The 13576-nt window shown below is 64.5% G+C and carries 10 protein-coding genes, 1 other RNA gene and 1 pseudogene; 5 read left to right on the forward strand and 7 right to left on the reverse strand.

Going from position 1 to position 13576, the window contains the following annotated elements; translation table 11 throughout:
* Positions 1-313: 313 nt before the first annotated feature.
* The 3 genes and pseudogenes from ACZZ0O_RS02350 to ACZZ0O_RS02360 all read right to left on the reverse strand — a co-directional run bounded on the left by ACZZ0O_RS02350 (position 314) and on the right by ACZZ0O_RS02360 (position 3285).
* Positions 314-1952 (reverse strand): annotated as a pseudogene (locus ACZZ0O_RS02350) (Na+/H+ antiporter).
* 474 nt (positions 1953-2426) lie between these two features.
* Positions 2427-3068, reverse strand: coding sequence for a hypothetical protein (locus ACZZ0O_RS02355; protein WP_463592108.1), 642 nt, complete (start codon positions 3066-3068; stop codon positions 2427-2429).
* A 141-nt stretch (positions 3069-3209) separates the two neighbouring features.
* Positions 3210-3285, reverse strand: a non-coding RNA gene (locus ACZZ0O_RS02360) — sX9 sRNA.
* A 322-nt stretch (positions 3286-3607) separates the two neighbouring features.
* Between ACZZ0O_RS02360 and ACZZ0O_RS02365 the strand changes: the two genes are divergently transcribed.
* Positions 3608-4165 carry a fasciclin domain-containing protein gene (locus ACZZ0O_RS02365; RefSeq protein WP_005992178.1) on the forward strand — a complete coding sequence of 186 codons (558 nt, stop codon included), beginning with the start codon at positions 3608-3610 and terminating at the stop codon, positions 4163-4165.
* 300 nt (positions 4166-4465) lie between these two features.
* Here the strand turns inward: ACZZ0O_RS02365 and ACZZ0O_RS02370 are convergent, their stop codons facing one another.
* The 4 genes from ACZZ0O_RS02370 to ACZZ0O_RS02385 all read right to left on the reverse strand — a co-directional run bounded on the left by ACZZ0O_RS02370 (position 4466) and on the right by ACZZ0O_RS02385 (position 9088).
* Positions 4466-5905 (reverse strand): UdgX family uracil-DNA binding protein, encoded by a 1440-nt coding sequence (locus ACZZ0O_RS02370; RefSeq protein WP_463592109.1) that lies wholly within the window; start codon positions 5903-5905, stop codon positions 4466-4468.
* 348 nt (positions 5906-6253) lie between these two features.
* Entirely contained in the window at positions 6254-7498 is a 1245-nt protein-coding gene (locus ACZZ0O_RS02375; protein WP_055847872.1) for a putative DNA modification/repair radical SAM protein, read from the reverse strand.
* Between the two features lie 333 nt (positions 7499-7831).
* A complete protein-coding gene (locus tag ACZZ0O_RS02380) occupies positions 7832-8638 on the reverse strand; it encodes a DODA-type extradiol aromatic ring-opening family dioxygenase (protein ID WP_463592110.1) in 807 nt (268 codons plus the stop codon).
* Positions 8639-8677: 39 nt separating this feature from the next.
* The gene (locus ACZZ0O_RS02385) at positions 8678-9088 is read right to left on the reverse strand and encodes a DoxX family protein (protein WP_463592111.1); all 411 of its coding nucleotides are present in this window, start codon (positions 9086-9088) and stop codon (positions 8678-8680) included.
* Between the two features lie 106 nt (positions 9089-9194).
* On the opposite strand from ACZZ0O_RS02385, the gene ACZZ0O_RS02390 reads away from it, so the two are divergent.
* From ACZZ0O_RS02390 to ACZZ0O_RS02405, 4 genes are all read left to right on the forward strand, one after another.
* Complete coding sequence (locus tag ACZZ0O_RS02390) at positions 9195-10091, forward strand: LysR family transcriptional regulator (RefSeq protein ID WP_055847865.1); 897 nt, start codon at positions 9195-9197, stop codon at positions 10089-10091.
* A 311-nt stretch (positions 10092-10402) separates the two neighbouring features.
* Positions 10403-10972, forward strand: a complete 570-nt coding sequence (locus ACZZ0O_RS02395; RefSeq protein WP_115513992.1) for a flavodoxin family protein — start codon at positions 10403-10405, stop codon at positions 10970-10972.
* Positions 10973-11598: 626 nt separating this feature from the next.
* Positions 11599-12594: an aldo/keto reductase gene (locus ACZZ0O_RS02400; protein WP_463592112.1), complete on the forward strand. Its 996-nt coding sequence runs from the start codon at positions 11599-11601 to the stop codon at positions 12592-12594.
* Between the two features lie 223 nt (positions 12595-12817).
* The gene (locus tag ACZZ0O_RS02405) at positions 12818-13513 is read left to right on the forward strand and encodes a glycosyltransferase (RefSeq protein WP_463592113.1); all 696 of its coding nucleotides are present in this window, start codon (positions 12818-12820) and stop codon (positions 13511-13513) included.
* Positions 13514-13576 lie beyond the last annotated feature (63 nt).

Genomic DNA, 13576 nt, shown 5'->3' on the forward strand with positions numbered 1-13576 from the left:
GGGTCAGATGGGATGGTGTCTCCCGAGGCGCCGTGATGGCGGGTGTGGGTGCTCGTACGATTCCCGCTTCACCAGCGAGTGAACGCGCGCATCACACGTACGGCTCCGTCGCGCCCAGGTGCGCTCCTACAAAAGACCGTGGCTACCGGCCTGGCTCTTGCGATTCCCGATTCCCGATTCCCGATTCCCAATCCCTACGCGCATGAGCGCGCACCAGACGTACGGCCCCGTCGCGCCCAGGTGCGCTCCTACGACGGGCGTGCCATTGCCCGGCTCTTGCGAATCCCTACTCCCGACGCCCTAGTCCCGTGCATCAAGCCCGCTTACGCGACTCGATCAAATCCAGATTGCGCACCAGCCTGCGCGACAGGTCGTCGGAGATCTCGCGACGGCGTGCAAGCTTGAACAACTCGTTGCGTTCGGCCACCAAGGCCGCGTGCCGGAACTGACGCAAGGCCTGCTCGTAAGCACCGGCCTCTTCCGGGTCGGTTTCGGCCATGTCCACCGCGCCCAGCTTGCGTTGGTAGCGTTGGCTGACCTGGTTGGCGGCGGCGTTGTAGCGCTCGGCATGGGCGCTGTCTTCCACCAGTCGCTGACGCAGCTTTTCCACTGCCTCCAGCGCTGCCTGCGAGGCTGCCTTCACCGCCAGGTCTTCTTTCTGCTGCTCGTCTTCTTCTTCCGGCAATTCCAGTCCGCGCAGCAGGGGCGGCAGTGCCACGCTGGCCACCAGCAACGACACCAGGATCACCGAGGCGGCCAGGAAGATCGCCAGCTGGCGGGCCGGAAATGGCGAGCCATCTTCCAGCATCAACGGTAGCGTCAGCACGCCGGCCAGGGTGATCGCGCCGCGTACGCCCGCCAGCGACACCGCCACCACAATCCGCCACGGCGGGCTGACATGCTGCTCGCCGCGCCGCTGCGCCTTGAAGATGTTCCAGCGCAGCGACAAAAATACCCACACAAAGCGCAACGCCATCAGGCTGGTGCTGATAGTGGCCACATATACCGCCAGCCACCAGGGATTGAGGTGCCCGGCCTCCTGCACGCTGCGCACTGCGCCATCCAGGATGCCCGGCAACTGCTCGCCCAGCAGCACGAAGATGATGCCGTTGAAGGTGAACTGCACCGTGTCCCACACCGCCGAACGCTGCAGCCGCATGTTGCCCGGTGCGTTGCCGGCCATTTCCACGTAGCTCATGGTGATGCCGGCCGCGACCGCAGCCAGGATGCCGGAGGCGTGGAAGGCTTCGGCCAGCAGGTAGGCGGCAAACGGCGTGAGCAGGTTAACCAGGATCGCCGAACCGGGTTCTTCGCCGAAGTGACGCCAGATCCAGGCCTGGATCCGGCTCAGCCCAAAGGTAGTGCGCAGCGCCCAGTGCAAGCCCGGCCAGGGCCACCCACAGGAAGGTCAGCGAAGCGGTCGCCACCGAGAAGGTGCCGGTGAGCACCGCAGCCACCGCGAACTGGAAGCACACCAGGCCCGAAGCGTCGTTGAGCAGCGACTCGCCTTCCAGGATGTGCATCAGGCGCTTGGGGATCGGCACCTTGGAGGCGATCGACGACACCGCCACCGGGTCGGTCGGCGAGATGATCGCCGCCAATGCAAACGCCACCGCCAACGGCATCGCCGGGATCAGCCAATGGATCAGCAACCCCGCCCCGACCACCGTGAACACCACCAGGCCCAGCGCCAGCTCCAGGATCGCCGCCTTGTCGCGGAACAGGCCTTGTTTGGGAATGCGCCAGCCGTCCAGGAACAGCAGCGGCGGCAGGAACAACAGGAAGAACAGCTCCGGCTCCAGCTCGTGCCCCGCATCGAACACGCCGGAGACCACCGCGCCTAGCGCGATCTGGACCAGCGGCAACGGCAGCGAGAACGGCAGGATGCGGATCAGATAACCGCTGGCCGCGACCGCCAGCAACATGGCGAGGACGACATCGATCGAATGCATAAAAACCCGGAAGAAGAAACGGCCGCACGTGCGGCATCGTCATATTGCGACGCACAACCACGTACTGACGGGACCATACCGGTTTGCAACCGGTGATGAAACCACTGCACCGCCTGGGCCTGGGCGTGGTCCTGCGCGGTGACCGCCACAAAGGGTCTAGTGCTGCAGCGCTGTAGCGGGTGTGCATCGATCAGCCACTGTGGCTGCCGGAAGGACAGGCCGACCCAACGATGCGGCGGTGCTTCGTCAAGACAGATGGCCTGTAGGACGATGAACCGCTGCGCCATCGTGGCACTGCAACGGGCCCGCAGTGCACCTGCGCGTTGCAGGCAGCGGGCAGGCGATCGATCCATCGCCAACGCCAATAGTCGCTCAGTCGCCTGGAACGCGGTGCCGTCGAAAGCGACCGGCACATGATCGCTCGCGACGTCGCGGATGCCGACGGCATGCCCGCGCGGGTTGGCCGACCGAGGATCAGCTGTGGTGCACGTGCCTGTTCGCGTGCGGCGTCGATTGCCCAGCGCCCTCGACCGGAAGCAGAAAGGTCGCTTCATGCAATTTCAGCTTGGAGTCGTAGTGGCTCACCGTCACCTTGACCGCCGTGACCTTCTTTTTGAAGGCGTACGGCCACTGCGCGCCGAGCATCTCCTGCCCGGGCGTCTGACCGTCAGCGTCTCCGACGAGCTTGATGCGCACGGGGTAATTGCCTGCGCCGCCGTTGTCCGCATCGTTGGCATCGGACACGTCGATATGCGCTTTCGAAAACGCCAGCGTCGACGGGCCGCTGTCCTTGTAGTTAGCGCTGTCGTCGAATCCGATGTTCTTGTAACTATAGGTCAGCAGGATCACTTGCGTGGGAACCCACGAGCCGCCGCCATGGTTGGGAATCTTCACCTTGGCCACGCGCGCAGAATCAACCGTGAATTCCCACTCCCCCGGCACAATCCATTTCTGCCCTGGTCGATAACTGTCACTCGCAGACACAGCAGCGGTCGCTGATGGCGCAGGCGTTGGCGTGACGGCTGAAGCGTGTGCAGTACCGACTAACGCCAGCGCGCCTGCCACCCACACTGTCGGCAGCAACAGTCGATTGAATTCAATTTTTTTGGACTTCATGGTCTACAGCGCCTTAGAAAGGATTATCACGCAAGGGCATCAAGACTAATCGCACTGACCGATGTCGCTTTTTCCAATCGCGAACATTCGTGCAGCATTAGGGAGGTCATGCGATAGCGACGACGCCGCTGGAATTAGAGCGCCTAACAACACGGAGCGAGCAGTTGTCAGGTGGGTATAGACGGCGCGGAGAAACCGTAGTGTGCGCGTGGCACATGCCGCACCGAGCACCGGCCGCGTCCGCCTGGCAGCTGCACAGTTGGTTGGTTAGCTGCTCTTCGTGACAGCCGGATCGCGCGTCCTGCATTGCAGTTTCGCCAAGGAGTTTTTCAACCGTCGGTCGGAATGTGCGGCCATCGCTGATCGAACAGACTCAACCACGGGCCACTCGATCGCGGTTCGCTACAGCGGATTATGACAACGGTGCAGCGCAGCATCTTTATGTAAAAACCACGTGATGCATCCGCGCCGCATCTGGCCGCGTATCAAGATCCACGATTGCCATCCAGGTAATCGCTCACCCAAAGGATCGATGCCTCATGAAGACCTCATTCCAGTCGCTTGCCATTGCTACCGCTATTGCCCTCACCAGCGCGATGGCTCCCGCTTACGCTGCGTCCAATCCGATGGTGGGTGGCGCGCCGATGCTGGCGACCAAGGACATCGTCGACAACGCGGTCAACTCCAAGGATCACACCACCCTGGTGGCCGCCGTCAAAGCGGCTGGCCTGGTCGACACCCTCAAGGGCCCGGGCCCGTTCACTGTCTTCGCCCCGACCAATGCTGCGTTTGCCGCATTGCCGGCCGGCACGGTAGACACGCTGCTGAAGCCCGAATCCAAGCCGATGCTAACCAAGGTGCTCACCTACCACGTGGTACCGGGCAAGGTGGACGCCGCCTCGTTGATCGCCAAGATCAAGGCCGGTGGCGGTAGCGCCACGCTGACCACCGTGCAGGGCGAGCCGCTGACCGCCAAGCTCAATGGCAAGAAGGTCACACTCACCGACGTCAAGGGCAACACCGCCACCGTCACCATTGCCGACGTCAACCAGAGCAATGGCGTGATCCATGTGATCGACAAGGTGCTGATGCCGTAACTGCAGGCACGTCGCTGGCGCATGCCCGTATCTCCCACCGACGCGAACAGATCGAATGTTCGTCGGTGGGTACGCAGCGTTGCATGCGCTAGTGCGTGATTGCATGGCGTCGGTGGGCGATCTTTGTGGGCACGAGTTGGTCATGTCCACTGGCCCATCGACGCGCCGATTCATGCGCGTGAAGTTGCAAGACGCGCGACCCAACCGCGAAGCGGCGGTAACGAGGTCGCCGGCATGCCGGCGACCTCTCTTGGTGTCTTGTTCTCCGACACCATGCGCGTGCATTTGCACGCGCTTTTTTTATGCCTTGGCCAGATCGCTTGCCGCACTCGGCGGCGCCAACAATAGCCGCAGGTCCTCCACAAAGCCGCGATAACCTTCCTCGCGCGCCGCCTCGGAGCCTTGTCGCAGCACCCAAGACGGATGCACCGTCGCCAGTACCGGCGTGCCGTCGTCCAGCCGTTGCCACTGCCCACGCTGCTGCATCAAACGAAAGCCCGGCCCCAGTACTGCCTGTGCCGCAGTCGCTCCCAGACAAACGATGTGTGCGGGCCGTAGCTGCGCGCGCTCGGCCTGCAGCCAGCCACTGCATGCCTGCACATGCGCACGCTCCGGATTGCGATGCAGGCGCCGTTTGCCGCGTTGTTCGAAACGAAAATGCTTGACCGCATTGGTCACGTAGAAGGCCTGGCGATCCACGCCCAGTTCGCCGAGCGCCATGGTGAACAGACGCCCGGCCGGGCCCACGAACGGACGCCCGCTGAGATCCTCTTCGTCGCCGGGTTGTTCACCGATGACCATCACCGATGCATCGTCCGGCCCTTCGCCGAACACCGTTTGCGTCGCCGGTTGCCACAGCTCGCAGCGGCGACAGTCGCGCGCCGCCGTGCGTAACTGCGCCAGGCTTTGCGTTGTAACTTCCACGGCGGGCGCAGGTGCCACCGGCACGCGCCGCCGCACCGGCTCGGGCGCACGCTCGGCCATCTCGCGTACGCGCACACCCGCCTCGCGGATCAACTCCGGCAACAGCGCCGCTTCGGGCAGGTTTTTCCAGTATTTCTGCGGCATTTCCTGCCGCATCATGGTGGGGTTGAGCCGCGCAGGATTGAAGATGTGCGCGTAGTACGTGCGCCACAGGGTTTCCTGCGCGTCGTCGGCCGGCACCTGCGACCGTACCGCCGCATCGCCAAACGACAACGCCTCGCCATCCCAGCGCACGCTGCGGTATGGCGTAAGGATCGCCCACTGCATGCCGGCAAACCGCCGCGCGAAGAACGGCGCCACCCGATCCACGATGCAGTGCTCGGGTTCGAACCAGGCCACAAAATCTTCCTCTTCTCCAGGCAACCGCCGAAAGCGCACGAATGCCTTCATCTTGTGCGTATCGCGCTGCACCGCCTTTTGCCATTGTCGAAGCCGGTGTACATCCACATCGGTGGCGCGCTCCAGCAGCGCCTTTTCGCCAGAAGCGATTCGCCACAACAACCGGTACAGCACCGCGTGCCGCTGTGGATCGCGATGACACAACACCGATGCAGCCAGCTGCATGAAGTCCGCCGACACCCGCGGCGGCGGCACGGTCAGCGGCAACTCCAGCAACCCCTGCCCCATCAACAACCCGCCCTGCGCCCCACCGTTCCACGCCACATCGTCCGGTTCTACCTGCGCACACCACCCCGCCCGCGCCAACGCACGCCACGCCTCGAAACTCCACGGTGGTTCGACCTCAGCGCTGAACATTACGTACACCCGACCTCAAGATTTCCGATCCGGCCGTCGCTTCGTCGCCGGCACTCTGGTTGTGTCTTGCATCTTTACTGCTGCTTTTTTGCAGTGGTATCGCTGCTATCGCTTTGTCGCTTTGTCGCTTTGTCGCTCCCGCGCAGGATTGCATCAGGCGATGGCGGTTTTGGTGACGTTTGCCAAGACACGTCACCCGCGCCGCAAGGCGCCCAACCGCTTGAAACATGGATCCGGCGACCGAAGTTGGAGATTCGTAGTAGCCATCAAGAACGTCCAGCTCATACCTGCGGGCGCACCCTCATCCGCCCTTCGGGCAGCTTCTCCCGATGGGAGAAGGCAGGGGCATCAATCGAACAAACTTGCCTGCCGCGGTGCGGGCGCCAACTGCGCACGTAACCGCGCCGGATCATCCAGCCGCTGGCGCGGATGATGATCCAGCACACTCACAAACGGCAGCAGCTTCTTCATCGGCACCCGCAGCCGCGCCAGATCGCCCACCCGCAACCGTGCATGCCGGCGCGACAACAGCAGCCGCTCCACATTGCGGGTACCCAACCCTGGCACCCGCAACAACATCTCACGCGGCGCCACATTCAGATCCACCGGAAACCGCTCCGGGTTACGCAGCGCCCAGGCCAGCTTGGGATCCACATCCAGGTCCAGCATGCCGCTGGATTGTGCAGGCGCGATTTCCTCTACCGAAAATTCGTAGAACCGCAGCAACCAATCGGCCTGATACAGCCGATGCTCGCGCTGCAACGGCGGCGCCTGCAACGGCAGCTTGGACGATGCATCCGGGATCGGGCTGAAGGCCGAGTAATACACCCGCCGCATGCGGTAATTGCCATACAAATTATGGCTGGTGTCCAAAATGGCGCGGTCGTTGGCATCGTCGGCGCCAACGATCATCTGCGTACTCTGGCCTGCCGGCGCAAAGCGCGGCGGCTTGGCCCGGCGCACTTTTTCGGCCTTGCGCTCCAGCTGGTTTTCTTCGATGCGCCAACGTAGCTCGCCCATCGCCGAGCGAATGCCGCCAACGCTTTTTTCCGGCGCCAGCAAGGTCAGGCCCTGCTCGGTCGGCAACTCCACATTGATGCTCAGACGGTCCGCATAGCGGCCAGCCGCAGCCAGCAGCTCGGGCGCGGCGTCGGGAATGGTCTTGAGATGGATGTAGCCGGCAAAACGATGCACCTCGCGCAACTGCCGCGCCACTTCCACCAGCTGTTCCATGGTGTAGTCGGAGTTGCGGATGATGCCGCTGGACAGGAACAGGCCTTCGATGTAATTGCGCTTGTAGAAATCCAGCGTCAGCGTGACCACTTCTTCCGGCGTGAAGCGCGCACGGCGCACATTGCTGGACACGCGATTGACGCAGTACGCGCAGTCGAAGATGCAGAAGTTGGTCAGCAATATCTTCAGCAGCGACACGCAGCGGCCATCGGGCGTGTACGAGTGGCAGATGCCCATGCCCTCGGTACTGCCGATCCCGCCGGTACCGAGCGAATTGCGCTTGTTCGCCCCACTGGAGGCGCACGAGGCATCGTATTTGGCGGCGTCGGCGAGGACGGCGAGCTTGTCGAGGATTTTCACGCGGGCAGCATGCAGCCAGGGCGTCTCAGCCTATGAGACTGCACCGCAGCAGATCGTGAATGCTTCAGAGCGCTGCGGGGCAGCGGTGATGCCTCAACGCTGCGCGGCTGCAGTCATGCCTCAACGCTTCTGTGTTGTGGTCATGCCACAACACTACGGTGCGGCGGTGATGTCGTCAGCGCTGCGGTACAGCGTGATGCCCTTATCGCTGCGGCGTCGCATTAATGCACTCAACGCTGCGGCACGGTAGTCACGCCGTTACCGGCGTGTGCCAAAGTGCTGCCGTGAGTGCTCCAGTTCCGCCGCAGCAGCGGCACTGCCTTCACACCCCGATCAAGCGGCAATCGCGGCATCGCCGTCGAAGCGATATAGATCCATCGCCAGAAAGCCCAGATCGATCCCGGCATCGATCCGCTGCGCGCCGAGGTGGTCGCCACCGGCTGCACCCATCGCGACATAGAGCGGCAACAGGTGCTCGTCGCTGGGATGCGCGCGCTCGGCATACGGCGCCTGCCGACGATAGTCGAGCAGCGCGGGGATGTCGTTTTCCAGCAGTTTGCGCTCGATCCATTCGATGAAGGGGCGCACATACGGCGCCTCGCGCTCCACGCTGTAGCCGTGGCGAAAATCGTGCAGGTTGTGGGTGATGCTGCCCGAGCCGATCACCAGCACGCCGTCGTCGCGCAGCGGCGCCAGCGCGCGCCCCACCGCAAACTGGTGGGCAGGGCCGAGTTCGGGCTGGATCGACACCGACACCACCGGGATGTCGGCCGCCGGGTACAGCAAGCGCAGCGGCACCCACACGCCGTGATCGAAACCGCGTTGCGGGTCCAGCTGCGGATGCAGGCCGGCCTGTTCCAGGCGGCGGGTGATCTGCTGCGCCAGCGCGGGCTCCCCGGGCGCGGGATACTCCAACTCGTACAACGGCGCAGGAAACCCGCCGAAGTCGTGAATGGTCGCCGGCCGCGCGGCAGCGCTGACCAGCGGGCGACGGCCCAGCCAGTGCGCCGTGGCGACAACGATCGCACGCGGCCGTGGCAGCAGTTGCCGCAGTTCTTCCAGGCGCAGCCCGACCTGGCCAGGCTGCAACGCCGTCATCGGCGATCCGTGCGAGATGTACAACGATGGCATGCGGCTCATGCGTGGCTCCTTAAATGACAGGCTTCAAAATGACAGGCTTCAGTGCGCCGGCTTCAGCGCAAGCGCGCCATCGCCCAGCAGCGATTGCACGACCAGTAACACCGCCCACAGCGCCGGATATTCCCAACCGCCACCCGGGTTTGAGAAACCGAACCCGTTGGCGCCATGCACGCTGACGATGGTGCCCAGCAGCAACGGCACGCCCAGCAGCGCCACCCAGCGCGCGTAAAGGCCCAACAGCAACGCCAGGCCCAGGCCGAGTTCCAGCGCCATGCTGAGATAGGCCAACGCGGCGGGCAGGCCGAGCGACTGGAAGTAGCCCACGGTGCCGGCCGGGGTGAACACCAACAGCTTGGTCAGACCATGCAACAGAAACAGCGCGCCCAGGCTGATACGCAGCAGTGCCGCGCCGTAGGCAGCAGTCCCAGGCGGTGCGAGGTGGGTGGACATGACGGGCACTCCGTTGAGGACCCACACAGCCTATTACTTACTAAAATCTGATAAATACATCGGATTCGGATAATTTATTGCAACCAAAGAAACAATCGGAACGGCCATGGATACCCTCGATGCGATGCGCGTGTTTACCGCGGTGGCCGAACGCAGCGGCTTCAGCGCCGCCGCCGATGCGCTGGACCGTTCCACCGCCAACGTCACCCGCCAGGTCGCCGCGCTCGAACAACGCCTGGGCACGCGCCTGCTCAACCGCACCACGCGCCGGGTCAGCCTGACCAGCGCCGGCACGGCGTACTACCAGCGTTGCCTGCAGTTGCTGGCCGATCTGGACGACCTGGAAGCCACCATCGGCGCGCAGGCGCTGGAGCCGTCCGGTGTGCTGCGAGTCAATGCGCCGGTGAGCTATGGGATCGAGCGTCTGGGCGCGCTGCTGCCCGGCTTTCGCGCACGCTACCCGCAGGTGGAGCTGGACCTGTCGCTGACCGATCGCCTGGTCGACATGGTCGAAGAAGGCTTCGATGTGGCCATCCGCATCACCCGCCAGCCGGCGCCGATGCTGATCGCGCGGCAACTGGGCAAGGTCCGGCTGCTGCCCTGCGCAGCGCCGGCGTATCTGGCGCGCGCCGGTACGCCGAAGCACCCGTCCGACCTGGCCGGCCACGAATGTCTGCTCTACCAATACTCGCCCAGCGGCGACGAGCTGCGCTTCCATGGCCCGGACGGCGATGTCGATGTGCGCATCCACGGCGGGCTGCGCGCCAACAACGGCCACGTGCTCAATGCGGCGGCGCTGGCCGGCCAGGGCATCGTGATGCAGCCGGACTTCCTGGCCGATGCGCATATCGCCAGCGGTCGCCTGCTGCGCATCCTGCCCGACTACCAACTCGGCGAGATCGGCATCTTTGCGGTGTACGCCAGCCGCAGCCATCTGGCGCCGAAGGTGCGCAGCTTCATCGACTACCTGCTCGAATGCCTGGCCGAGCCGGCGGCCGGCTAAGCGCGGTCGGCAACACGCGTCAGCTATCGTCGGTTGGTGTGGCGGCGCGCGCCTGGCACACGCCGCACCTAGCGACGGCGGCTGGCTAAAGCGGCCGGTAACACGCGTCAGCAATCCTACGTTGGTGTGGGTGGCGCGCTCAGAACAGGGACATGTGAGCACAGAACGCCGGCTGCGCCTGCCCGGTGGCTGTGCAGTGGTTGTATTGGCCGCCCCAAGCGGCCGCGGCAACAGTTCATCCCGCACGTGGTCATTCTTCTGTCGCGGCTGGTGTGCGCACAATCGGCCTCCTTCGTTCAACAGGAGCGTCCATGAGCAAGATCGCCATCGTGTATTTCAGCGGCTACGGCCACACCGTCAAGCAGGCCGAAGCCGTGCATGCAGGGGCCGCCAGTGTCGGCGAGGCCACGCTGTACCGCATCGACCAGGACGGCAAACTGCCCGACGACGCCTGGGAGGCGATCGGCGCAGCCGACGCGATCATCTACGGCAGCCCCACCTACATGGGCGGGCCGGCCTGGCAGTTCAAGAGGTTTGCCGACGACAGCTCCAAGCCGTGGTTTGCGCAGGCATGGAAGGACAAGGTGGCCGCCGGCTTCACCAACTCGGCCTCGGTGAACGGCGACAAGTACGCCACCATCCAGTATTTCTGGACCTTGTCGCAGCAGCACGGGCAGGTCTGGGTTGGCACCGGTCTGCCGCCGTCCAACACCAAGGCGCACGGGCCGCAGGACATCAACTGGACCGCCGGTTGGGGCGGCGCGCTGGCAATCTCGCCCTCGGACGCATCGCCGGACGAAGCCCCGCGCAGCGGCGATCTGGAAACCGCAAAGCTGCTCGGCAAGCGCGTCGCCGAGTTCGCCAACAAGCTCAAGGGCTGAGGCCACCATCGCAGCGCCCGCGCGTTTGGGCCGGCTTGAGGCGGCCCGATACGCGCGGGCGTTGGTTTGTTTGACGGTACGGTTGCAGGCGTGGCGCCGAGAGAACGCGTGCAGCTTGGCCGATGTCGTTGGCATTGACTGCGTTGTGTGACCGCGCTGGCGGATCGCTGGGGCTGCGCGCACTGCACTCAGTGATACCTAAAGCGCGTGGCAATGCGAGATCGCGCCGTGCGTCGACAACAGCATGATGTTCTGCAACATCGCGCGTGCAGTGTTCGACATCAGGCCAGAGTGCCGATGGCGGCGTCGGCAACACGTCGCGCGCGATGGGCGATACGGCAAGCGCAACGAGACGCAGACGCTGTGTGTCACCACAGGTCATCGAATGCCGCAGCAAACGCTGTTCACTACGCGACGCTGCCTTGCAATCAGCGCTTTCAACAACTGGCCCCTTGCTCAGCGAATCCGCTGTTAAATCCGTGGAAACTGCACAGCGCCGCAATTCCCAAGCAAAAAGCATCGCCCCCCCTACTCACCGGCCTCAAGCATTCGCGCGCGGGCCACATCGCGCTAACGCACGCCGCGCCACTCTCCCCGCCTACCTCGCTGCACGGAGCTTCCCCACCATGCAAACCCGCACACTTGGCCGGTCCGGCCCCACCGTTTCCGCACTCGGCCTCGGCTGCATGGGTATGAGCGCGTTCTATGGCGATCGCAGCGATGAGGCCACCTCGATCGCGGTAATCCATCGCGCGCTCGACCGCGGCATCAGCCTGCTCGACACCGCCGACATGTATGGCCCGCACACCAACGAAGTGCTGGTGGGCAAGGCGATCGCATCCCGCCGGCACGAGGTGTTTCTGGCCACCAAATTCGGCATCAAGCTCGATCCCAACGACCCGTCGGTGCGCGGCATCGATGGCAGCCCGGCCTACGTGCAGTCCGCCTGCGAGGCCAGCCTGCGCCGTCTTGGCGTGGAGCACATCGATCTGTACTACCAGCACCGCGTGGATCCCAACGTGCCGATCGAAGACACCGTCGGGGCGATGGCACGTCTGGTCGAACAGGGCAAGGTGCGCTTTCTCGGGCTGTCGGAAGCGGCCGCAGCCACCATCCGCCGCGCGCATGCCGTGCACCCGATCACCGCGGTGCAGACCGAATACTCGCTGTGGTCGCGCGAGCCGGAAGACAACGGCGTGTTCGCCACCGTGCGCGAGCTCGGCATCGGCTTCGTGCCGTACTCGCCGCTGGGCCGCGGTTTTCTCACCGGCGCGTTCTCATCGCCCGACGACTTCGACGCGGACGATTACCGCCGGCATTCGCCGCGTTTTCAGGGCGACAACTTCACCCGCAATTTGCAGTTGGTGGAGCAGGTCAAGGCGATCGCCACCGACAAGGGCATCACACCCGGGCAACTGGCATTGGCCTGGGTGCTGGCGCAGGGCCAGGACCTGATCCCGATCCCCGGCACCAAGCGTCAGGCATATCTGGACGAGAACATCGCCGCGCTGGAGGTGGCACTGATGCCCGACGAACTGGCACGCATCGATGCGATTTTCCCGGCGCAGGCTGCGGCCGGCACGCGTTACCCCGAAGCGATGATGGGCGCGGTCAACCGCTGAGCCATGATCGCGAGACCGCAGCGATCGCTGCGGTCTCGCGCTGGGCGACTGAAAGCGTCTGTGCACAGCGCCGGCACGAAGAAATACACGTGGCAGACATGCGTGCCTCGCCCCGACGGCCACGTCCGGCTGAGCACGGTGTGGCTGTGCCGATCGCATGCACTCACGCCATCACACCACCGCTGCTTGCACACTCGGCGCATCATCGCTCACACCACGTCCCATGCTGTCCTTCGTGATTCCCGCGCATAACGAGGCTGCACTGATCGGCGAAACGCTGCAGTGCCTGCATGCCTGCGCACAGGCGATGCAGCTGGACTATGAAGCGATCGTGGTGGCCGATGCCTGCGAGGACGACACCGCACGCATTGCGCGCGACAACGGCGCACAGGTGCTGGAGGTCGAGCTGCGGCATATCGCTGCCACCCGCAATGCGGGCGCGCAGGCCGCACAAGGCGAGCGCCTGCTGTTTCTGGATGCCGATACCTTGATCAACCTGCAGGTGGTCGGCGCCGCACTGGCCGCACTGGAGGCCGGCGCGATGGGCGGCGGTGCGCAGGTACATCTGCAGGGCAAGCGGGCGTGGTTCGAACGCGTCGCGCAAGCGGCGTTCGGCTGGTTTTTCCGCGTTGCCGGCATCGCGCCCGGCTGCTTTCTGTTCTGCACGCGCGTGGCCTTCGTCAGCGCGGGCGGCTTCGATACGCGGTACTACGCCGGCGAAGATGTGGCCTTGAGCCGTGCGCTGGCACGCTGCGGGCGCTTTGTGATCCTGCGCCAGACCGTGCACACCTCCGACCGCAAGCTGCGCAGTTTTTCCAAGCGCGAGCACCTGGGCTTGCTGCTGCGTTTCCTGTGGCGCGGGCGCCGCATGCTGCAGACCCGCGACGCGCTGGGTTTTTGGTATCAGCGACGGCGCTGAACCGAGCGTGTCCACAACGCGCCAGGATGCATAGGCGCCTGCCCTCAAATCGGGACGTGGCAC

The organism is Xanthomonas sp. AC360 (assembly GCF_979258225.1).